Annotated in this window: 21 protein-coding genes; 12 read left to right on the top strand and 9 right to left on the bottom strand. The window is 65.5% G+C overall.

Annotated features, from left to right (window positions below):
- The first annotated feature begins 137 nt into the window (after window positions 1–137).
- Window positions 138–1,529: a wax ester/triacylglycerol synthase family O-acyltransferase gene (locus tag DMB37_RS30605; protein WP_135235636.1), complete on the top strand. Its 1,392-nt coding sequence runs from the start codon at window positions 138–140 to the stop codon at window positions 1,527–1,529.
- A 55-nt stretch (window positions 1,530–1,584) separates the two neighbouring features.
- On the opposite strand, the gene DMB37_RS30600 is transcribed toward DMB37_RS30605, so the two are convergent.
- Together DMB37_RS30600 and DMB37_RS30595 are read right to left on the bottom strand one after the other, a co-directional pair.
- Complete coding sequence (locus DMB37_RS30600; protein WP_135235635.1) at window positions 1,585–2,481, bottom strand: alpha/beta fold hydrolase; 897 nt, start codon at window positions 2,479–2,481, stop codon at window positions 1,585–1,587.
- Window positions 2,482–2,568: 87 nt separating this feature from the next.
- Window positions 2,569–3,027, bottom strand: a complete 459-nt coding sequence (locus DMB37_RS30595; protein ID WP_135235634.1) for a MaoC family dehydratase — start codon at window positions 3,025–3,027, stop codon at window positions 2,569–2,571.
- A 188-nt stretch (window positions 3,028–3,215) separates the two neighbouring features.
- Between DMB37_RS30595 and DMB37_RS30590 the strand changes: the two genes are divergently transcribed.
- Window positions 3,216–3,977 carry a glucose 1-dehydrogenase gene (locus DMB37_RS30590; protein ID WP_135235633.1) on the top strand — a complete coding sequence of 254 codons (762 nt, stop codon included), beginning with the start codon at window positions 3,216–3,218 and terminating at the stop codon, window positions 3,975–3,977.
- On the opposite strand, the gene DMB37_RS30585 is transcribed toward DMB37_RS30590, so the two are convergent.
- Window positions 3,965–4,984 (bottom strand): YdcF family protein, encoded by a 1,020-nt coding sequence (locus DMB37_RS30585; RefSeq protein ID WP_240772593.1) that lies wholly within the window; start codon window positions 4,982–4,984, stop codon window positions 3,965–3,967. The two genes, DMB37_RS30590 and DMB37_RS30585, sit on opposite strands and share 13 nt — an antisense overlap.
- A gap of 236 nt (window positions 4,985–5,220) precedes the next feature.
- On the opposite strand from DMB37_RS30585, the gene DMB37_RS30580 reads away from it, so the two are divergent.
- Both DMB37_RS30580 and DMB37_RS30575 read left to right on the top strand, forming a co-directional pair.
- On the top strand, window positions 5,221–6,435 hold the full coding sequence (locus DMB37_RS30580; RefSeq protein WP_135237917.1) for a lipase family protein: 1,215 nt from the start codon (window positions 5,221–5,223) through the stop codon (window positions 6,433–6,435).
- Window positions 6,436–6,507: 72 nt separating this feature from the next.
- Window positions 6,508–7,536, top strand: coding sequence for an NAD(P)/FAD-dependent oxidoreductase (locus DMB37_RS30575; protein WP_135235631.1), 1,029 nt, complete (start codon window positions 6,508–6,510; stop codon window positions 7,534–7,536).
- Between the two features lie 54 nt (window positions 7,537–7,590).
- Here the strand turns inward: DMB37_RS30575 and DMB37_RS30570 are convergent, their stop codons facing one another.
- Window positions 7,591–7,842: a CsbD family protein gene (locus tag DMB37_RS30570; protein WP_135235630.1), complete on the bottom strand. Its 252-nt coding sequence runs from the start codon at window positions 7,840–7,842 to the stop codon at window positions 7,591–7,593.
- Window positions 7,843–8,082: 240 nt separating this feature from the next.
- Complete coding sequence (locus DMB37_RS30565) at window positions 8,083–8,715, bottom strand: LysE/ArgO family amino acid transporter (RefSeq protein WP_135235629.1); 633 nt, start codon at window positions 8,713–8,715, stop codon at window positions 8,083–8,085.
- A 73-nt stretch (window positions 8,716–8,788) separates the two neighbouring features.
- Between DMB37_RS30565 and DMB37_RS30560 the strand changes: the two genes are divergently transcribed.
- The 3 genes from DMB37_RS30560 (at window position 8,789) to DMB37_RS30550 (ending at window position 11,009) form a co-directional block, all read left to right on the top strand.
- Entirely contained in the window at window positions 8,789–9,661 is an 873-nt protein-coding gene (locus DMB37_RS30560; protein WP_135235628.1) for a LysR family transcriptional regulator ArgP, read from the top strand.
- 122 nt (window positions 9,662–9,783) lie between these two features.
- A complete protein-coding gene (locus tag DMB37_RS30555) occupies window positions 9,784–10,116 on the top strand; it encodes an Lsr2 family protein (RefSeq protein ID WP_040733052.1) in 333 nt (110 codons plus the stop codon).
- A 167-nt stretch (window positions 10,117–10,283) separates the two neighbouring features.
- Window positions 10,284–11,009 carry a PaaX family transcriptional regulator C-terminal domain-containing protein gene (locus tag DMB37_RS30550; protein WP_135235627.1) on the top strand — a complete coding sequence of 242 codons (726 nt, stop codon included), beginning with the start codon at window positions 10,284–10,286 and terminating at the stop codon, window positions 11,007–11,009.
- Window positions 11,010–11,025: 16 nt separating this feature from the next.
- Here DMB37_RS30550 and DMB37_RS30545 read toward each other — a convergent pair whose 3' ends face one another.
- Window positions 11,026–12,660, bottom strand: a complete 1,635-nt coding sequence (locus tag DMB37_RS30545; protein ID WP_135235626.1) for an acyl-CoA dehydrogenase family protein — start codon at window positions 12,658–12,660, stop codon at window positions 11,026–11,028.
- Window positions 12,661–12,747: 87 nt separating this feature from the next.
- On the opposite strand from DMB37_RS30545, the gene DMB37_RS30540 reads away from it, so the two are divergent.
- The gene (locus DMB37_RS30540; RefSeq protein WP_135235625.1) at window positions 12,748–13,764 is read left to right on the top strand and encodes a crotonase/enoyl-CoA hydratase family protein; all 1,017 of its coding nucleotides are present in this window, start codon (window positions 12,748–12,750) and stop codon (window positions 13,762–13,764) included.
- 83 nt (window positions 13,765–13,847) lie between these two features.
- Here DMB37_RS30540 and DMB37_RS30535 read toward each other — a convergent pair whose 3' ends face one another.
- Window positions 13,848–14,582, bottom strand: a complete 735-nt coding sequence (locus DMB37_RS30535; protein ID WP_135235624.1) for a helix-turn-helix transcriptional regulator — start codon at window positions 14,580–14,582, stop codon at window positions 13,848–13,850.
- 70 nt (window positions 14,583–14,652) lie between these two features.
- On the opposite strand from DMB37_RS30535, the gene DMB37_RS30530 reads away from it, so the two are divergent.
- Complete coding sequence (locus tag DMB37_RS30530) at window positions 14,653–15,816, top strand: MFS transporter (RefSeq protein ID WP_240771727.1); 1,164 nt, start codon at window positions 14,653–14,655, stop codon at window positions 15,814–15,816.
- A 5-nt stretch (window positions 15,817–15,821) separates the two neighbouring features.
- Here the strand turns inward: DMB37_RS30530 and DMB37_RS30525 are convergent, their stop codons facing one another.
- The gene (locus DMB37_RS30525) at window positions 15,822–16,319 is read right to left on the bottom strand and encodes an HIT family protein (RefSeq protein ID WP_135235623.1); all 498 of its coding nucleotides are present in this window, start codon (window positions 16,317–16,319) and stop codon (window positions 15,822–15,824) included.
- A gap of 49 nt (window positions 16,320–16,368) precedes the next feature.
- Complete coding sequence (locus DMB37_RS40740; RefSeq protein WP_167768985.1) at window positions 16,369–16,839, bottom strand: GntR family transcriptional regulator; 471 nt, start codon at window positions 16,837–16,839, stop codon at window positions 16,369–16,371.
- Between the two features lie 275 nt (window positions 16,840–17,114).
- On the opposite strand from DMB37_RS40740, the gene DMB37_RS30515 reads away from it, so the two are divergent.
- From DMB37_RS30515 to DMB37_RS30505, 3 genes are all read left to right on the top strand, one after another.
- A complete protein-coding gene (locus tag DMB37_RS30515) occupies window positions 17,115–17,447 on the top strand; it encodes a WXG100 family type VII secretion target (protein ID WP_135235621.1) in 333 nt (110 codons plus the stop codon).
- The gene (locus DMB37_RS30510; protein WP_135235620.1) at window positions 17,444–17,743 is read left to right on the top strand and encodes a WXG100 family type VII secretion target; all 300 of its coding nucleotides are present in this window, start codon (window positions 17,444–17,446) and stop codon (window positions 17,741–17,743) included. Before DMB37_RS30515 ends, DMB37_RS30510 begins: the two co-directional genes overlap by 4 nt.
- A 105-nt stretch (window positions 17,744–17,848) precedes the next feature.
- Window positions 17,849–19,468 (top strand): hypothetical protein, encoded by a 1,620-nt coding sequence (locus DMB37_RS30505; protein WP_135235619.1) that lies wholly within the window; start codon window positions 17,849–17,851, stop codon window positions 19,466–19,468.
- The last annotated feature ends 10 nt before the right edge of the window (window positions 19,469–19,478 follow it).

Genomic DNA, 19,478 nt, shown 5'->3' with positions numbered 1-19,478 from the left:
CATTCGGACCCGCGAATGCTGCGGACCGGACCCATCCCGCCAATACCGCCACCCCCCTTGACAATAGAGCCTTGCACTGTGAGCCACCTCGCTCCCGTTCCGGCCAAAACTAGAACGCGTTCTAGTAGTCTTCCGCTATGGAACGACTAACCGGCTTGGATGCCAGCTTTCTGTACTTGGAAACCGGGACTCAACATCTGCACGTGTGCGCGCTGCTGATCCTCGATCCCAGCTCAGGGGACTATTCCTTCGAGAAATTCAAAGCCGAGCTAGGCAGGCGCCTACCCCTCATTCCACAGATGCGCCGCCGCGTCTACGAGGTTCCGTTCAATCTCGATCACCCGGTCTGGGTCGAGGATCAGAACTTCGACCTGGACTATCACATTCGGCGCATCGGCATCGCCGCGCCCGCGGGCCGGCGCGAGCTGGCCGAGCTGGTCGGCGACATCGCCAGCCGGCCGATGGACCGCGACCGTCCGCTCTGGGAGATGTCGGTGGTGGAGGGCCTCGACGACGGCAAGGTCGCGGTGATCTGCAAATACCATCACGCCGCGGTGGACGGCATCACCGGCACGAACATGATGATGCACCTCTGCGATCTGGAACCGGATGCGGCCAAGACCCCGCCCGCCGAGGAATGGCGACCGGAACCGAGCCCCAACGATTGGCAACTGCTGGCCAAGGCGGTGGTCAAGTTCCCGACCAAGGCGGGCATCGTCGGCATGGTGCCGAAAACCCTCGGCATGGTCGCCGGTTTCGCGCAACGCCGCCGGACGGACAAGGCGGGCATGGCGTTACCGTTCTCCGCGCCGCGCACACCGTTCAACCTGGCCATCACCCCGCATCGCGCGGTCGCGTTCACCGAGGCGGAACTGGGCACCATCAAGGAGATCAAGTCCGCCTTCGGGGTGAAGATCAACGACGTGGTGCTGACCATCGTCGCGGGGGTGCTGCGGACCTACCTGGACAAGCACGACGAACTGCCCGACCGCTCACTGGTCGCCTCGGTGCCGGTCTCGGTGCACGAATCCTCGCGGCACACCGCGGGTATCAACAAGGTGTCCACGCTGTTCGCCCGCCTGGGCACCGACATCGCGGACCCGGTGCAACGCCTGCGGCAAGTGGCCGAGGACAACCGCAGCGCCAAGGAGGAACACGACCTCATCGGCGCCGACTTCCTCCAGGACTGGTCGAAGTACGCCCCGCCGAACACCTTTCAGCTCGCCGCGCGGGTGTACTCGTCGCTGAAACTGGCCGAGCACCACCCGGTGGTGCACAACCTGGTGGTGTCGAATGTGCCGGGCCCGCCGATGCCGCTCTACTTTCTCGGTGTGCGGGTGGACGGGATGTATCCGTTCGGCCCGGTTTTTCACGGCGCCGGGCTCACGGTGACCGTGATATCGAACAACGACGATCTGGACTTCGGCTTCATCGCCTGCACGGAGCTGGTGCCCGACATCGCCGAGCTCGCCGACGCGGTCCCCGACGTCGTCGCCGAATTGCTCGCCGCCGCTCGGAAACTGGGATGACCAGCAACTAGGCGCCTGTTCGTCATCGCCGCCGAACAGGAGCCGGGCCGCGTCCTCACAACCGCGCGGCGACCGCCCCGCAGGCTTCGAGCAGCGCGGGCACGAACAGCTCGGCCTCCAGCACACAGGCCGTGTGCCCCGCCTTGATCAGATGGATGCTCGCCCCCGGGATCATGGTCGCCATCTCCAACTGCCGATAGACCGGAATGGCCCGGTCCCGCGTCGTGATGACCACCGCGGTAGGCATTCTCAGCGTCGACAACCATTCGGTCGCGTCGAATCGACCGACCTCGCCGATCACCTGGGTGATCGCCCAGCCGCTGGTACTGCGCAATTCGGTGAGCGCCCAGCGGTCCAATCTGCCCGGCACCCAGACGATTTCAGGCAGCTCCGGCAATCGGCCGGCGAATTGCTCGATACGCCGGAACGAATACGACTCGAACGCCACGGCGAACGCGCCGAACGCTTGATGGAAGGCGCGCTCACGCCACTTCTCCTGGAACCGATACGGGGTGGCGCACAGCACCAGTCCGCTCACTCGATCCGGATGCCGGTGCGCGGCAGCCAGACTCACCACACCACCGAGCGAGTAGCCCGCGCATATCGCCTGCGGCACGCCGAGCGCGTCGAGTACGGCGGCGACGTCGTCGGCGCAGTCGTCCACCGAGAACCGCTCGGAGCGGATCCCCCGGCCGTGCCAGCGCTGGTCGAACAGGATCACCCGGTATCGCTCGGCCAGCGCCGCCAGCGCCGGAAACCAGTTCAGGTAGGCCGTGCAGCCGGTGCCGTGCAGCAGGACCAGGGCGGGCGCACCCGCCGGTCCGGCGATGTCGACCACGTAGGTGCGGCCACGTCCCGGCAGTTCGACCAGTCGCCCGCCGGGCACCTCGGCGATATCGGGAACCCTCCTGGCGAACCGGCGCAGGGCCGCTGCGGATCGTGAGTTCGTCATCGTGCGCCTCCCGCGGATCGCGGACAGAATTAGAACGTGTTCTACACGATGATGCCACAGCGGCGGCAGACGGCGGGCAATGACCGCCTACGCCAAGGCGCGCACGATCGACTCGGCGATACAGGCGGGCTTGTCGGAACCCGCGCATTCGATCGTCGTCGAGAGCACGACTTGGAGACCCCCGGCCACTTCGGCGACATCGAGGATTTTGGAACGCCCCCGAATCCTGGAGCCCGCGGTAACCGGAGCAGGAAACCGAACCTTGTTGAGGCCGTAGTTGATCCGCGCACCGGCATCGGCGATCTCGAACAGCTGCCGAGTGATCGCCGGGAGCAGTGACAAGGTCAGGAACCCGTGCGCGACGGTCGTGCCGAACGGTCCGTCCGCCGCACGCTGCGGATCGACGTGGATCCACTGCCGGTCCTCGGTAGCCTCGGCGAAGGCGGTGATGCGGTCCTGGGCAACCTCGATCCAGTCGCTGACACCGAGGTCGGTGCCCGCGGCGCGCCGCAGCGACGCCATGGTGAAGACGGTGGGCTCAGTCATCCGAGAAACCCTAATTCGAGCGGGCGGTCCCGGCTAGGCCATCCCGAATACCCAGGCTCGCAACACATTTCCCCGATCCGCGCCGCGATGTGGCACGATCGGACGCGAGACCAGCACCCGATCCGGCGCACTTCTGCAACTTGTTCTAGTACGTTGGGCGTGGACGAACGAGAGACGGAGGTGCCGCGATGGGGCGGTTGACCGGCAAAGTGGCGTTGATCAGCGGCGGTGCCCGCGGCATGGGCGCCGCGCACGCCAAGGCCATGGTGGCCGAGGACGCCCGAGTGGTCCTTGGCGACGTGCTCGACGACGAAGGCGCCGCGGTCGCCAAGGAACTGGGCGACGCCGCCGCCTACGTGCACCTCGACGTGCGTGAACCGGGCGACTGGAAGGGCGCGGTCGCCGAGACGGTGCAGCGGTTCGGCTCGCTCAACGTCCTGGTGAACAACGCGGGCATCGCCAACGGCAACCTGCTCGTCGACTTCGAACTGGCCGAATGGCAGCGGATCATCGACATCAATCTCACCGGCACGTTTCTCGGTATGCAGACCGCCACCCCCGCGATGATCGAGGCGGGCGGCGGCTCGATCATCAATATCTCCTCCGTCGAAGGCATGCGGGGCAGCATCGGCCTGCACGGCTACGTCGCGACCAAATTCGCTGTCCGCGGCCTGACCAAGTCCACCGCAGTCGAGTTGGCGCAGCACAACATTCGAGTCAACTCGGTACATCCCGGCTTGATCACCACGCCGATGACCGAGGGCATCCCCGCGGAGTTCCTCCAGATCCCGATGGGCCGCGCCGCCGACCCGTCCGAGGTCGCCGCGCTGATCACCTTCCTGGCCAGCGACGAATCCTCCTACTCGACCGGCGCCGAATTCGTCATCGACGGCGGGCTTACCGTCGGTATTCCGCACAAGCCGTTCGACGACCTGCCTCAGTCCCCGTAGTGGTGCGGCATATCGCGGGTGAGCAGGAGCGCGAGCACCGGCAGCGCCATCAGCGCGGCACAGGTGAGCACATTGATCCACTTGTAGGCCACGACGATCGCGGCGAACTCGCGCAGAATCGCTGAGGGCAGGTAGTAGAACGCCGTCCGCGAACCGGTCACCTCGGCGTCGAGGTCAAGGCGCCGAGCCAGGATCGCCGTGCGCAGGATGTGAAAGTTGCTGGTCACCAGCACCATTCGCGTCGATTCGCCGCGCTCACCCAGTAGCCGCTTGGTGAAGAGCAGGTTTTCCCGCGTCGTCGTCGAACGATCCTCCTGCACAACGGCGTCGGCGGGCACCCCGTTGTCGACGAGGTAGCTCGCCATCGCCGAGGCCTCCGACACCGCCTCGTCGGAACCCTTACCGCCGCTGGTGATCAGCAACGGCCTGCGGCCTGCCGCGAGCTCGGCCCGGTACACCTCGATGGCCCGATCCAGGCGGTTGGCCAGCAGCGGCGGCACCCGCGCGCCGACCAGGCCGGACCCGTGCACCACGATCGCGTCCATGCCGGGCCGATAGGGCAATGCCCCGTAAAACAGTGAATACAGCAGGAAACTGGCGAACAGGAATCCGATGTAACTCACCGCCATGGTCACCGACGCAAGAATCACGACCACCCAGATATCGCCGGTGAAAATGGCGACCGCGAGCCACACATAGGGCACGAGCAGGGCGATGCCGAGTCCGAGCGGGAGCAGATTCGCGACACGCAATCCTTCCCGGCGAACCATCTGCCCGCCGTTGACCATCAGCAAACCGGCGAGCACCAGCACCAGCAGCGGTGACAACAACACGAGCAGTCCCGCCAGTACCACCGGCAGGTCACCCTTGGCGCCGGAGCCGATCAGCCACACACCGGCGAATGCCAGCCCGAGCAGCAGAAAGACCCCGTTGCTCAGCCGCCGCCGATCGCTGCGGAAACGCAGCAGGAACACACCCAACAGGCCGAGGCCGACAACGAGCAGCATCACCAGGCCACCGTAACCGGCCGACCGGCAACCGTGCGGCGCTGCCGGGCCGCCCGGCCCGGGGCCGACCCTCCCGCACGGCGCGGCTCCCTCTCGCTTTTCCCTTTTTCCCATATCGTGTCGCTCGTCCGAACACCGGCCGGGCGATTATTCACGGCTAATTTTCGGATTATTCGACTTTCCACATGCCCAACAATCCCCGTGAATGTCGTGATGAATGGGAGTCGCTCATCGCCATGCTTGGACACATCCGCCCCGCGCTCGCCGTTGTCGCCCTGTTGATTTCGGTGGCCCACGTGGCCGTCGTGCCGGGTACCGCTGCGGCACAACCGATCTACCCGGTGCCGGACCCGGATCCCTTCTACGCCGCACCCGCAGACCTGGATCGGGCGAAACCCGGCGACGTGCTCGGTGTCCGCCCGATGCCGCCGTTGATCGGCTTTCCCGGCACCGCCGTCACGATGGTCAAGTTCCGGTCCACCAATTCGGCCGGTGACCCGATCGCGGCCACCACGACGGTGCTGACACCGCCCGACCATGTACCGGGCGCGCCGTTGCTGTCCTATCAGCACATCATCAACGGCCTCGGCGCCCAGTGCGCCGTCTCGCGGGTGCTCTACACGGCCGATCCGAATCTCGCCGTCCGCGAGGCGCCCGCCCTCAACGCGGTGCTGCTGCGTGGCTGGTCGGTGGCGCTGCCCGACCATCTCGGGCCGACCAGCGCCTACGGGGCGGCCAAGCTGGGCGGAATGATCACACTGGACGGCATCCGGGCGGCCCGTCAGGTCGCTGAACTCGGCGTCGCCGAGAGCCCCGTGGCGATGTTCGGTTACTCCGGCGGCGGCATGGCGACGGGCTGGGCGGCCGCGCTCGCACCGACCTACGCCCCGGAACTCGAGATCGTCGGCGCGGCCGAGGGCGGCGTTCCGATGAACTTGGTGAAAATGACCGAAGGGCTCGGCTACTCCAGGCATCCGGCATTCGGGCTGGCGTTCGCCGCGGCCATCGGACTGGAGCGGGAGTACCCGACGCGACTGCCGATCAGCGATAGCCTGAACGCCACCGGCCTGGCTATCCGCGACCAGATCGCCAACGGCTGCACCAACGAAATCCTGGCGGCCGGAGCCGGTCGCAGCGTCCTGGACGTGGCCAGTTCGACCTCGCTGGCCGAGGACCCGAGCGCCCGGGCCGTGCTCGAGGAGAACAGCCTGGAGCTCTACGAGGGCGTGCCGAAAATGCCTATCTACCAATGGCGTTCGCGGGAGGACGTACTGATTCCGGTGGCCTCGATCGACAATACGGTGCGGCGGTACTGCGCGGCGGGTGTGCGTGTCGAATCGGAGCTGATTCCCAGCCCGGACCATCTGACCACCGCGGTGCTCGGCGCACCGGCCGCGATGTCGTGGCTCGACGATCGGTTGCGCGGGGTACCCGCGCCGACCGACTGCTGATCGCCCTATCTGCTCGCTCGATCCGGGTACGGGACTCCGCCGCACCCGGATCGGGCGACCTAAGGTGGGTGCATGGTCACGATCATCGGCGGTGGCATCGCAGGCACGTTGCTGGCCGGCGCGCTGGCACGCGCAAACCACCCCGTCACGGTGTACGAAAGCCAACCTGCGGTCGGCGCGGGAGCCTTTCTGGCACTAGATGATCGGGCACACGCCGCGTTGGCGCGGTTGGGCGTCGAGGTCGACCGGCTGCACGCGGCGTCCCATCCGCTGGCCGAGCTGCGCGCGGCCGATCGCGCCGGGGTGGTACGCGGCGGCGCCGGCGCCGGTCGACGCATGTACCTGCGCGCCGATCTCATGCGGGTACTGACCGAATTCGCCGCTGCCACAACGGCTGCCATCCACTACGACACTCCTGTCACCGAGCTGAACGGCGCCGACGGGGCACTGTTCAGCAGCGAAAAACCACTTCCGGCGGATGACGTGGTCATCGCCGCCGACGGCATCGACTCGCTCGCGCGCCGGCGCCTCGAACCCGAGCGCGCGGCCGAATATGCCGGCCAGATCGTCGTTTACGGCATCACCGAGCTGCCGATCCAGCCGAGCACCGAACCGTCCGTGCTGCACTTCCACCGTCGCCTCGACGACGACGGCAGACCCGTCAGTACCTTCGGGCACTTCTGGAACAGCGAGGTATCGCTGTGGTTCACTCGCCTCACCCGGGCACCGCTCCCAATGGCAGAGGTCGGGTCTCAGCCGATCGACCGGTGGATGGAACCGATTCTGGCCGGCGCCGATGCGGTTCCCGGCCTCGCCGAAACCATGCTGGCCGCGACCGGCACGGTGCACGTCTCTAACGCGCGCACCGTGCCGCTCGACGACGCGCGGGCGCCCGCGGCGCCGGTGATTCTGTGCGGCGATGCCGACCACGCAATCACACCGGCTGCGGGTGTCGGCGCCCGCGACGCCATAGAGGATGCGGCGGCACTCGCCGAGGCCCTCATCGGTGGCGGTTCACCGGCCGCGGCGATGGCCGAGCGACGGCGCGAAATCCTCGCCGAGCGGGCTGCATCCGCTCAAATGTTCCGCACAGCACGATAATCGGCGGCGCGGGGACGAAAGATCGTCCCCGCGCCGCCGAAAGAAACTGAGTGACTAGGAATCCTTGCCACCCTCGTAGGCGCTCTGCCGGGCCTCATCGAGGTTGGCCTCGGCGCGGGCCTTCTCGGCCTCGGCTTCCTTCTTGGCGGCCTCACGCTGGGACTCGGCCTTGTCCTGCTGGGCGCGGCCCTCGCTCTTCAGGCCTTCGTTCCCGGTGACGATGCCCGCGGCTTCCTTGGCCTTGCCCTTGACATCTTCGACGACGCCCTCGACGGCCTCGCGCGGTCCGCTGTCGTGCTTGGTCATGACTACTCCTCCAACTAGGGGTGTGGGCGGTCATTCGCCGCATACCCGGCCCCCTCGGCTCCAATCGGTTACGGACACAGGGCGGGCTGTGTCTCGCGTCACGCCAATACGGCAGCCAACCAGGTTCCCGCTGAACAACACTCGTAAGCCGCGTGCCGGCAACCTTCGGGTTTCGGCTGTGACACGCCGGGTTTCGTTCGAAGTCGCCGCCACGGCACACAGAATCAACGGCTTTCCACGTCACGCCGAGGGTCCGGCCAGCACCAGTCCTGCGGCCAGCAGCGTCATCACCACGGCGATAACGGAATCCAGCACCCGCCAGGCGACCGGACGGGCGAACAGTGGGCCGAGCAGACGAGCCCCGTAACCGAGGGCGGTGAACCAGACGATGCTGCCGAGCATCGCGCCCGCCCCGAGGAACCAGCGGTCGGGGGCGGCGTAGGTACTCGCGATGGAACCGAGCAGTACCACCGTGTCCAGGTAGACGTGCGGGTTCAGCCAGGTCAGGGCGAGACAGGTGGCGACGGTGGCACCGAGCGCGACCGTCGCGCCCGCCGACCCGGCGGCGAGCGTCGCCGAACCGAACGCCCGGCGGGCCGCGAGGGCGGCGTAGCCGAGCAGGAACGCGGCGCCCGCATACCGAACCACCGTGAGCACCCCGGGCACCGAGTGCACGACCGCACCGAATCCGGCGACACCCGCGGCGATCAGCACCACGTCCGACAGCGCGCACACCGCGACCACCGCGAAAACGTGCTGCCTGCGCACGCCCTGGCGCAGCACGAAGGCGTTCTGCGCACCGATGGCCACGATCAGGGAGAGTCCGACACCGAGACCGGAGAGGGCCGCCACAGCCGCCGAGGAAACGTTCATATCCATCGACGCTAAGCAGCCCATTATCTCCAGGCAAACTAAAGTTTCTGCACTACCATTACGATTCCTTAACATGGATCTCCAGTTGGATCAGCTCCGCGCGTTGAACGCGGCGGTCACCGAGGGCACCTTCGATGCCGCGGCGAAGAGCCTGCGGATCACGCCGTCCGCGGTGAGCCAACGAATCAAAGCGCTGGAAGACGCGGCAGGCCGCGTCCTGCTCCAGCGCACAAAACCGGTGCGCGCCACCGATTCCGGGCTCGCGGTGCTGCGGCTGGCCAGGCAGATCGAGTTACTCGCCGTCGACACCGCCCGCGAACTCGGTGAGGCGCACCGGCCGGCCCGGCTGCCCATCGCGGTCAACGCCGATTCACTGGAAACCTGGGTGCTGCCCGCGCTGGCCGCCGCGCCGCCCGGCATCTGTTTCGACATCCACCGCGAGGACGAGGAACACACCACCCGGCTGCTCCGCGACGGCACGGTCATGGCGGCGATCACCGCCACCGCCGCACCGGTGCAGGGCTGCAAAGTCGAACGGCTCGGCGCGATGCGCTACCGGCCGATGGCCGAACCGCGCTTCGCGCGCACCTGGTTCGGCGACGGCGCGACCGCCAAGGCTTATGCGACGGCACCGGTGGTGCTATTCGATCGCAAAGACGATCTGCAAGACCGGCACCTGCGCCGCCGCAGCCGTCAACCGCTCGATCCACCGCGGCATTACGTTCCGTCTTCGGCCGGTTTCCTGGCGGCGGTCCGGCTCGGATTGGGCTGGGGCATGTTGCCGGACCTGCAATCCCGCAATTTTCCGACCACCGAGCTGGTGCCCATCGACGGCGCGGCATTCATCGATGTCCCGCTGTACTGGCAGCAATGGCGGCTCGACTCACCGGCATTGAGCGCGGTGGCCGCTTCGATAGCCGCGACAGCGGCGGAATCGCTACGCTGACTAGTGCACCGGGCGATGATCGTGCAGTTGTGCGGCACAGTACTTTTCTCCTCGCCGAGTTCGATGCGATACGGTATTAGTATTTCGAGCAATTACTCGTGACTACGCAAAGGACGCATCCCATGGCCAAGAAAGTCACCGTCACCCTGGTCGACGACTACGACGGCAAGTCGAAAGCGAATGAAACAGTTCAATTTTCGATCGATGGCGTGGCCTACGAGATCGATCTGTCCACCAAGAACGCGGGCAAGCTGCGGGTGACCCTGGAGCCCTGGGCCGAAAAAGCGCGCAAGACAGGACGGGCGAAGCGCAAAGGCAGCGGTAAAGCGACTTCCGCGACCGATCGCGAGCAAACAGCGGCGATCCGGGAATGGGCCAGGAAGAACGGGCACAACGTATCGACGCGTGGCCGGATCCCCGCCGACATTGTCGCGGCATATAACAACGCGAACTAGCGAAACCGGAGGAATCGGACCTCGGCTCGCGCACATCGCCAGTTCACGGGAGTTCCGGCGGCGATGTCGCACGGCGGTCCCGGCACTCGCGTCGGTAGAATTTCGGGTTCGTCGGCCGGAGTTCGGCCGGCGGTGACGCGGAGAGGACGGGGTGTGTGGCGAAGCGCATGCGAAAGCTGACCGCTCGGTCGGCGATTCTGAGTGCGTTGCTCGGCGCGCATCCGGCGGAAGCACCGGTCAGCTGGATCGTTTCGGTGGCCGAGGAACTGGGCCTGCAACAATCGGCCGTGCGGGTCGCACTGACCCGGATGGTTGCCATGGGTGATCTGGAACGCGCGAACGGCGTATATCGGCTCTCGGACCGGTTGATCGAGCGCCAGCGCAGGCAGGACGCGGCGGTGAGTCCCGTCGTGAAAGCTTGGGACGGCGAATGGTATCTGGCGGTGGTGACGGCCGTCGGTGACGACGCGTCCGCGCGCACCGCGTTCCGAGACACCATGCGGGCCCGCAAACTCGGCGAATTACGTGAAGGTGTGTGGACCCGGCCCGCGAACATCGAGATCGTTCTCGGGCCGGAGGCGGGCAGGCGGGTTTCGGTGTTCACCGCGGCGCCCGAGGATTCACCGGTCGCGCTGGCGGAAACCCTTTTCGCACCACGGCTTTGGGCACACGACGCGCAGCGGTTGCTTGGCGAGTTCGCGAGTTCGTCGTCGCTGCGCGAGCGGTTCGAGGTGGCGGCAGCGGCGGTGCGGCATATTCTCGATGATCCCTTGCTGCCCGATCCGCTGCTCCCCGCCGACTGGCCCGGGTTGGCGCTGCGCGCCGAATACGCGGCGTTCCGTACCGAATTCATGGCATTCGCCGAACATCTGCTCGTCACATCGGACGCTTGAAAACTCCCGGCCGGTTTCAGCGGCTCGTCTTGGGCGTGGCTCGCTGAATGATCGCCGCGCTGTCGATACCGGTCGGCAAGGTACCGAAAACATCGCCGTGCTCACCGCCGAGCCTGCTGACGGTGAAGGCATCCGCGACGGCCGGATGACCGAAGCGAACAAGCAGTGACGCCTGCAGTACCTGCGCCATATCGCCGACGATGCGGCGGGCGCGATGCTGGATGGTGTCGAAGTCGCCGAATTGCCCCTCCAGCCGGGCGATTGCGGCGTCCAGGTGCGCATCGGCACCGGCCGCGCGTTTGACCTCGTCGAAATAGGCGCCGAGGGTTTCCGGTTGTTTGGCCATCGCGCGCAGAGTGTCGAGTGCAGCGACATTGCCCGACCCTTCCCAGACGGACATCAACGGGGCTTCCCGATACAACCGCGGCATCCGCGATTCTTCGACATATCCGTTGCCGCCCAAGCATTCCAGCGCCTCGGCGGCGTGGATCGGGCCGCGTTTGCACACGTAGTATTTGCTCACCGCCAACGCGATCCGGCGCAACTGGTCGGCGCCGTCCTCCCCAGCCGTCGCGCGATCGGTGAGGTCGGCCAGCCACAGCGCGACCGTGGTCGCCGCCTCTGCCTCGATCGCGAGATCGGCCAGCACATTACGCATCAGCGGTTGATCGGCCAGCGTCGCGCCGAACGCGCTGCGGTGCGCGGCGTGATGCGCGGCCGCGGCGACCCCGGTGCGCATCGCGGTGGCGGTGCCGATGGTGCAGTCCAGGCGGGTCAGGTTGACCATCTCGATGATCGTCGGCACACCCCGGCCTTCGTCACCGACCAGCCAGCCGACGGTGTTGTCGTATTCGACCTCGCTGCTCGCGTTGGAGTGGTTGCCCAGCTTGTCCTTGAGCCGTTGCAGCGCAAAGGTATTACGGGTGCCGTCGGGTAGTACGCGCGGGACGAAGAAGCAGGAAAGCCCGCCCGGAGCCTGCGCGAGCACCAGGAACACATCCGACATCGGTGCGGAGGTGAACCACTTGTGACCGGTGATCCGGTAGCTGCCGTCCGACATCGGGGTGGCGGCGGTGGTATTCGCCCGAACGTCCGAGCCGCCCTGCTTTTCCGTCATCGACATTCCGGCGATCAGGCCGCGCTTGGACAGCGGCGCACGCAGGACCGGGTCGTATTCCTTTGCGCACAGCAAAGGTTCGTACTGAGCGGCCAGTTCGGGAGCTGCGCGCAAAGCGGGGACTACGGCGTAGGTCATCGAGATCGGGCAGCCGTGCCCGGCGTCGACCGGCCCCCACACGCTCAATTTCGCCGCCCGGGTCAAATGCGGGTTCGGCCGGGTGTCCGCCCACACCGCGCCGTGCAATCCGAAGCCGACCGCGTAGGTCATCAATCGGTGATAACTCGGGTCGTAAACGACCTCGTCGACGCGGTTGCCATAACGATCGTGCGTCTTCAGTACCGGTTGGTGTGTCTCGGCGAGGTCACCGAGCTCGAGGGCTTCGGCGCTGCCCGCCAGCCGTCCGATCTCGTGCAGCTCGTCGAGCGCGTGCTCGGCGCCCGCGCGACGCAGCGCCTCGAGCAGCACCGGCTGCTCGGCGGCGTCGTAGTCGACGAGCGGAGGAACCTGGTTCGTAACCGCGTGGGTGGGCATGAAATCAGTATTACAGTGTTCCGTCAATTGACACAAGTATGTAATATCAGGTGAAGTTGTTCGCGCCGATGTAGTCAGGAAACCCGCTTGTCAGACTTCGAGAACCATTCCGGGACCCGTCCGGCCGCCTGGTACGAGGGACTCACCGAAGCCCCCGATTCGCCATGGGCCGACCGCGAGCTGCCGCCCACGGACATCAGCTATCGCACCCTGACCTACGAGGTCACCGGCCGGATCGCGCGAATAACCTTCAACCGGCCCGAGCACGGCAACGCCATCACCTCCGACACTCCGATCGAGCTCGCGCACGCGGTCGAACGGGCCGACCTCGACCCGCGGGTGCACGTCATGGTGGTTTCCGGGCGCGGCAAGGGTTTCTGTGGTGGATACGACCTATCGCTCTTCGCGGAGAGCGGATTCCAGGGCGACGACGCGGACTCCACCACCGGCACCGTGCTCGATCCGATGGTCCAGGCGCGCAACCACAATCCCTGGGGCACTTGGGATCCCATGGTCGACTACGCGATGATGAGCCGGTTCAACCGCGGCTTCGCCAGTCTGCTGCACGCCAACAAGCCGACGGTCGCCAAACTGCATGGCTTCGCCGTCGCGGGCGGTACCGACATCGCGCTCTACGCCGACCAGATCATCTGTGCCGACGACACCAAGATCGGGTATCCGCCTACCCGAGTGTGGGGCATCCCGGCTGCGGGGATGTGGGCACACCGACTCGGTGATCAGCGTGCTAAGCGGCTGCTGTTCACCGGTGACTGTTTATCCGGTAAGCAGGCCGAGGAATGGGGTCTTGCCGTCGAATCCGTACCGGCCGACGAACTAGACGAGCGCACGGAAGCGTTGCTCCAACGGATCGCACGGATGCCGATCAATCAGCTGATGATGGCGAAGCTGGCGCTCAACAGTGCGTTGCTTCAGCAAGGTGTGGCTAATTCGGGGATGATCAGCACGGTTTTCGACGGGATTTCTCGGCACACCCGGGAGGGTTATGCGTTTCAATTGCGTTCGGCCACTGAAGGTTTTCGGGAGGCTGTGCGTGAGCGGGACGAGCCGTACGGGGACTGGAAGCGGGCGCAGTTCGAGAAGTAGTGGTCTTTCGCGGGTGGGCACGCGACGGGCTTCTATGGGTCGTGCCCTCGGGACTCGCTTGTAGTGCAACACCTTTCGGGCACTTACTTCAGGTCTCGGCTCGCGCCTGGGGTATGGCCGAGCGTGCGGCGGTAGACCTCGATGAACGCACTGGCCGATGACCAGCCGCACCGATACGCGACTGTGGTGACAGGTATTTGCTCGGCGAGTAGTTGCACGGCGTGGTGCAGCCGTAGCTGAGTGCGCCACTGCGGGTAGGTCATTGCGAATTCGGTGCGGAACAGGCGAGTAAGCGTTCGTTCGCCGGCACCGACCCGGCGGCCGAGTCCGGCCAGCGTCCACACCTCGATGAGGTCGGATTCGACCAGCGCGCAAGCATTTCGGAGTCGCTCGTCGCGTGCGGCGGGTAGCCGCAACGGTTGTTCGGGGCTGCGGCTCAGCTGATCGAGCAGGACTTGGCGCAACAACGTCAGTTCGGCATCGGGTAGGTCCTGGGCCGTCGAGCAGGTGATGATGAGCTCGCGGACCAGCGGCAGCGCCGCGAGCACCACTGGGGATGTCCAGTCGGGGGCCAGCGCACGCGGGAAGCCCACCGTGTGGAAGCGCGTCGGGCCGTAGAAGTGATGTTCGTGCCAGCTGCCTGCGGGGATCCAGATCGCGCGGTCCGCCGGGGCGATCCAGCTGCCCGCGTCGGTGCGGACCTCGGCCACACCGGAGCTCGGATAGACCACCTGATGGTCGGCGTGGCGATGCCGATGGATGCGCGCTCCGCCGGTCAGCGTCTTCGCCACCGTGGTGTCCTGGCGGAAGATCGACATAATCAGGCAGTTTATCGGAATCCTGCTGGGTGCTGCCGTCCATAGGCTCCTGGATGGCCCAGGAGGAGACATGGTGAGCACAGATGTTGTGGTGGTGAGGTCCGCATGGAAACGCATGCGGTACTGGGTGACTGCCCACGCGGTCGACGACTTCTACCAAGGGTTGGTGCCCGCGAGCATTCCGTTCTTCGTGCTGGAGCGGAACTACAGCTATGTCGCCGCGTCGGGACTCGCGCTCGCCGCGGCGTTGGGGAGTTCACTCCCCCAGCCGGTGCTCGGCTTGCTCGCCGATCGGTGGCGATTGCTATGGCTTGCGCCCGCCGGGGTGGCAGTGGCTGGGCTCGGCGCCGGATTGTCCGGGCTGGCACCGAGCTATCCCATGGTGTGGATCTTGTTGCTGCTCTCCGGGATCGGCGTTGCCGCGTTCCACCCGTCGGCGGGCCGGGATGCCCGTCGGGACGCGGGAAACAGTGCGTCAGCTATGAGTTTGTTCGCCGCCGGTGGCAGCGTCGGGTTCTTCTTGGCCCCCGCACTCGCGACACCGGCATTGGTCTCCTACGGTGTCGGCGCCACCGCATTCTTCATTCCCCCAGCGGTTTTGATGGGTTTCCTGCTGTGGCGCTACCAACTGCGGCAAGTCGTCGGCTCGGCCGACGTGACTTCGATTGTCGGCCACGACCGGTGGATTCCGTTCCTCGTGCTCACCGCCGTTGACGTCGTCCGCGCGATCATCTCCTTCGGTCTCAGCACCTTCCTCGCGCTGTATTGGATCAACTCCCTCGGGGGCTCGCGCGCACTCGGCGGCACCGCCCTGACCGCCTTCATGGCCGGAGGTGTGGCAGGCACGCTGCTGGGCGGCCGTCTCGCCGACCGCATCGGCATGTTGCGCACCATCCAAATCGGCAGTGTCGCAGCCATTCCCGCACTGGTCGCGTTACGTCTGATGCCGAGCCCGCTGCTCGGCCTCGCCCTGGCCGCGCTCACCGGCATCACGGTGAACATCCCCTTCGCGGTACTCGTCAAACTGAGCCAGGACTACCTACCGAACCGCCCCGGCACCGCCGCCGGCGTCACCCTCGGCCTAGCGGTCAGCGCCGGTGGACTGTTCGTGCCGCTGCTCGGCTTGCTCGCCGATCACCAAGGGCCACAAGCGGTCCTGACGGCTCTATGTTTCGTTCCTGTCGTCGCGGTTGGCCTGGCACTACTCCTCCCCCAACCCACCCATCGCGATTGACAGTTTCACGAGAGCTCGGCCAACGCCGACCGCAGTTTCCCGGCCATCTCGATTGCTTGCTCGAGGTACCACGGCAGCACTCCGTTCTCCGACATCAGCGCGTGCAACTGTTGCTCGCGATACGGGACGCCCGGTGGGAGCGGCGCGATATGCCAGTGCAGATGCGAATTGCCCTGCTGGCTACCAAGACTCAGCAGGTAGGTGCGCTCCGTCGGCACCACCAGCTCCACCGCACGGGCTACCCGATAGACCAGCGACATCAATAGGAGATAGACGTCCTCGGGCAAGTCACGCACTACGTGTTCGCGATGCGCCTTCGGTGCCACGAGCACATAGCCGATCAGCAATGGATAGCGCGGGAGGAACACGAGGTTCTCGTCGTCCTCCACGACGATCTGCTCCAGGTCGGAGTCGTGCTCGCCGGCCACCATCGCGCAGACGAAACAGGGGCTCGACTGCACCCGGCGCACGTATTCGTCGACATCGAAAGGAACTCGCTCCATCCCCGTGATTCTTACCGCCCGAGGTGAGCGATGCATGCCGAACGGGCCGTTAGCGGTCCAGCCGTGGCAGCCCGCCGATGCGGCCGTTCGCCAGGCCGAGGTGCTCGCCGATGTCGGCGATGCTCATGCCGTGGTCGTGAGCGTCCTCGATGGCGGTCTGGCGGATGCCGGAGAGTTCGGCGATACGGAGTTGGTAGTGGGTGATCAGGTTCGCGGCCAGTTGCGCTCGCCGGATCGGGTGCGCCACGGCACGAATCTCGTCGACATCGTCGTCGACCGCAGGACTGTCGGGCTGGGCCTCTGGTGATTGTTCGAGGACGAAGGTGCCGCGCCGAGGCACGGTACGCACGAGTTGCCGCGCAGCCAGCAGCTGGATGGCTTGCCGAATCACCGAACGCGATACGCCATGCCGCTCAGCCAGTTCCGCATGACTCGGCAGCTGCGTGCCGCCGGCCAGGGTTCGGTTGCGGATCCGCCGCGCGTAGTCGTCCGCGATGGTGACGTAAGCCGATTCGGCCATCGGTCGATCCCTTCGTCTGCGGTCGCTCCGTTCGAGGGTACGGCGGTGAATCGGATCGCGCGGAGGTCGCTGATGGAACCTGTTGCGTGTCAACGGGTTCCTGAAGGTGGGGGGAACAGCTCGTTCAGTGGTAGCCAACAATGCGTCGGGAACGGCACGGGCGGGCCGCCGATGGAGTAAATGTTGCTGGATCACAGCGACTGGTCCATACGCCACAGCATCCAGCGGGTCCGCAACCTTGGCCATCGCATCGTGGCCCGATAGAATCGTGTCGCATGAGTGAGAGTGGGGGGACTCCAAATATCAGTGGAGAGCTTTCCGTCGTACCCGACGAGGTCCGGGCGATTGGTCGTTACATCTACAGCCTGGCGCAGACATTTCGATCGGCGCTGGACTCCGCCGTGCGTGAGGTAGACGAACTGACGTCCAGCGGCTGGAGCGGTACCGCGGCAACAGCTTTCGCCGAAGGGTGGCGGGAGTCCCGAGATGGCGGCGGCAAAATCATTGATGCGTTGACGGTCATGGCAGACAAGCTCGGCGTAAGCGCCGAGAGCTATCAGGCTCAGGACATCGCAGCCGCGTCACGAATGTCGAGCCTGAACCTGTGAGCGACGAATTCCACGTCGATCTCGATCACCTCGATCAGCTCGTAGCGCGGCTGTCGGGACTCGCCGGATTCCTGCGCGATCACCTCGCCGAACTCGAACGCAAGGTCGCGGACTTGGACGCCGGAAGCTGGGACGGCATCGCTGCCGCGGCTTATACCGATGCCCACCGCCAGTGGGCGACCGCCGCGTCAGAGTTCGTCGATGGAGTCAGCGATATGAGCGATGCCGCAAAACGCGCACACGGTCACTACACCGAAGCAATGACGCTGAACCTGAACATGCTGCGGGGGAAATAACAGGCATGCCCGCAGTAGCGGTCAGGCGGCGGCCGTCATGTCCACGGATACCACTGCCGGCGCGCCTCCACGGCCACGCATCGACATCAGAAAGGCGGGAGTTCGGTGGCACCGATCACGATTGACCCCAACGCCTACTACAGCGCGGCCAAAGGGTTGTTCGAACTGACGACCGATTTGGTGTCCGCCGTAACAGAAACAATGACACCCGCTCTGAGGGACACCTTCGGCATGGGCGGCCACTATCCCGCAGTGGTCAACTGGAACACGGCTTACAAGCAACACACCGCTGACCTGCTCGCCACCATCACCGCCTACGCGGCCGCAACGCAGCAGCTCGGAGACGTACTCAACCTCGCCGGACACAACTGGCAAACCGCGAACTTCAACGCCAACCGAGACCCCAGCAAGGGCGCAGCGCCGGTGAAGCCGACTGTGACGGCGGCACCATCGTTCGGTACGAACGGGATCCCGCCAATTCCGGACCCAGGAACCTCTGGCCCCAGTGAAGCCCGACTGACATTCTGGCCGGATAGCGCCAAGCTCCTGTTGCTGTCGACCTTGACGACTATGGCCGTGGAAATACCGGACGGCAACACTGAAACATTGAACCGTGCAGGATCAGGCTGGCGGGCCTTTGCTCAGCATCCTGCCGTCGCCGAGGCCAACACAAGGCTGAACACCATCGCGGCGCTGTTCGATCATCTCCAAGCACCGGATGTGCCCGAAATCCGCGATCTGATCGGCGCGCTGAAGACAGGCGCCAGCGCAATAGCCGCCGCAACGGCGGGCTTGGCAAGCGCCACCATCAACCATCACGACACTCTCGCCGATCTGCGCACTCAGATCATCAATGCGACCTCACGGGCGTTCCCCGATCTGGGCGCGAAAGCCACAGTGCGCTCGACGGGCGTCGATGTCATGCCCCAAAGCGAAGCATCCGAGAGCGAAGTCGTTGCCGCCGCGGCCGTGTACCGAGACACCATCAACACTCACCCACTCTTCGCATTTCTGCGCAAGGCTACCTTCGAAGGCATGGACGGCCTCGGCATCAAGGCGAGACTCATCGAGATCGCTGGGCTACGCGATGACGCGATCGTCCGACTGGACTCCTATTCTGCCGAGCCGGTCAAGTGCAGCTTGAACCCGAATTGGGAAAGCGAATTGGAGAAGATCGATCCAGATGTGCGGCCATGGGTGGGATCGGCAGTGAAATATGGGAACACCGCAGGCATAGATCCCCGTCTCGTTCTGGCCATCGTGTACAACGAAGGCGGATATCGGTCCGACTCGTTCATCGAGAGAGAAATGAGTTACGCGTACGACGTCTTCATTCGCGAGGGAGGGAATCTCATACGGCCGAACTCGTTGGGGTTGACCAATATGAAGGAGGATACTTTCAACGAACTCAAGAGCAAATTTCCGGCCGAGTTCTCAGGCAAGAACTGGTCCGACCTGAAGGAAGACCCCGATCTCGCGATCATGGCTGCCACATACAATCTCAAGCGAATTCAAGACCAGTACGCAGGCGAAGTGCCGGACGAGCTGAAGGAAAAGTACACGCTCGACCAATTCCTGGCCGCCGGATACAACGCTGAGCGAAATATTCCCGACTATTTCGAGGCAGGCGACCTCGGCCCCGTCGTGCAAGGGTATGTTCGGATGACGAATACTGCGCTCGACAAGGCGCAGCAACTGCTCAGCGGGATGTACACATGCAAATAAGCTGGACACG

The sequence above is a fragment of the Nocardia sp. CS682 genome (assembly GCF_004634405.1).
GTDB lineage: Bacteria > Actinomycetota > Actinomycetes > Mycobacteriales > Mycobacteriaceae > Nocardia > Nocardia ninae.
This window is presented reverse-complemented; position numbering and strand designations above follow the sequence as displayed.

What these genes read in the sequence shown, in the direction of transcription:
- DMB37_RS30605 (WP_135235636.1), top strand. Translation starts at nt 138, where the DNA reads ATGGAACGACTAACCGGCTTGGATGCCAGCTTTCTGTACTTGGAAACC.
- DMB37_RS30600 (WP_135235635.1), bottom strand. Translation starts at nt 2,481, where the DNA reads ATGACGAACTCACGATCCGCAGCGGCCCTGCGCCGGTTCGCCAGGAGG.
- DMB37_RS30595 (WP_135235634.1), bottom strand. Translation starts at nt 3,027, where the DNA reads ATGACTGAGCCCACCGTCTTCACCATGGCGTCGCTGCGGCGCGCCGCG.
- DMB37_RS30590 (WP_135235633.1), top strand. Translation starts at nt 3,216, where the DNA reads ATGGGGCGGTTGACCGGCAAAGTGGCGTTGATCAGCGGCGGTGCCCGC.
- DMB37_RS30585 (WP_240772593.1), bottom strand. Translation starts at nt 4,984, where the DNA reads ATGCTGCTCGTTGTCGGCCTCGGCCTGTTGGGTGTGTTCCTGCTGCGT.
- DMB37_RS30580 (WP_135237917.1), top strand. Translation starts at nt 5,221, where the DNA reads ATGCTTGGACACATCCGCCCCGCGCTCGCCGTTGTCGCCCTGTTGATT.
- DMB37_RS30575 (WP_135235631.1), top strand. Translation starts at nt 6,508, where the DNA reads ATGGTCACGATCATCGGCGGTGGCATCGCAGGCACGTTGCTGGCCGGC.
- DMB37_RS30570 (WP_135235630.1), bottom strand. Translation starts at nt 7,842, where the DNA reads ATGACCAAGCACGACAGCGGACCGCGCGAGGCCGTCGAGGGCGTCGTC.
- DMB37_RS30565 (WP_135235629.1), bottom strand. Translation starts at nt 8,715, where the DNA reads ATGAACGTTTCCTCGGCGGCTGTGGCGGCCCTCTCCGGTCTCGGTGTC.
- DMB37_RS30560 (WP_135235628.1), top strand. Translation starts at nt 8,789, where the DNA reads ATGGATCTCCAGTTGGATCAGCTCCGCGCGTTGAACGCGGCGGTCACC.
- DMB37_RS30555 (WP_040733052.1), top strand. Translation starts at nt 9,784, where the DNA reads ATGGCCAAGAAAGTCACCGTCACCCTGGTCGACGACTACGACGGCAAG.
- DMB37_RS30550 (WP_135235627.1), top strand. Translation starts at nt 10,284, where the DNA reads ATGCGAAAGCTGACCGCTCGGTCGGCGATTCTGAGTGCGTTGCTCGGC.
- DMB37_RS30545 (WP_135235626.1), bottom strand. Translation starts at nt 12,660, where the DNA reads ATGCCCACCCACGCGGTTACGAACCAGGTTCCTCCGCTCGTCGACTAC.
- DMB37_RS30535 (WP_135235624.1), bottom strand. Translation starts at nt 14,582, where the DNA reads ATGTCGATCTTCCGCCAGGACACCACGGTGGCGAAGACGCTGACCGGC.
- DMB37_RS30530 (WP_240771727.1), top strand. Translation starts at nt 14,653, where the DNA reads ATGGTGAGCACAGATGTTGTGGTGGTGAGGTCCGCATGGAAACGCATG.
- DMB37_RS30525 (WP_135235623.1), bottom strand. Translation starts at nt 16,319, where the DNA reads ATGGAGCGAGTTCCTTTCGATGTCGACGAATACGTGCGCCGGGTGCAG.
- DMB37_RS40740 (WP_167768985.1), bottom strand. Translation starts at nt 16,839, where the DNA reads ATGGCCGAATCGGCTTACGTCACCATCGCGGACGACTACGCGCGGCGG.
- DMB37_RS30515 (WP_135235621.1), top strand. Translation starts at nt 17,115, where the DNA reads ATGAGTGAGAGTGGGGGGACTCCAAATATCAGTGGAGAGCTTTCCGTC.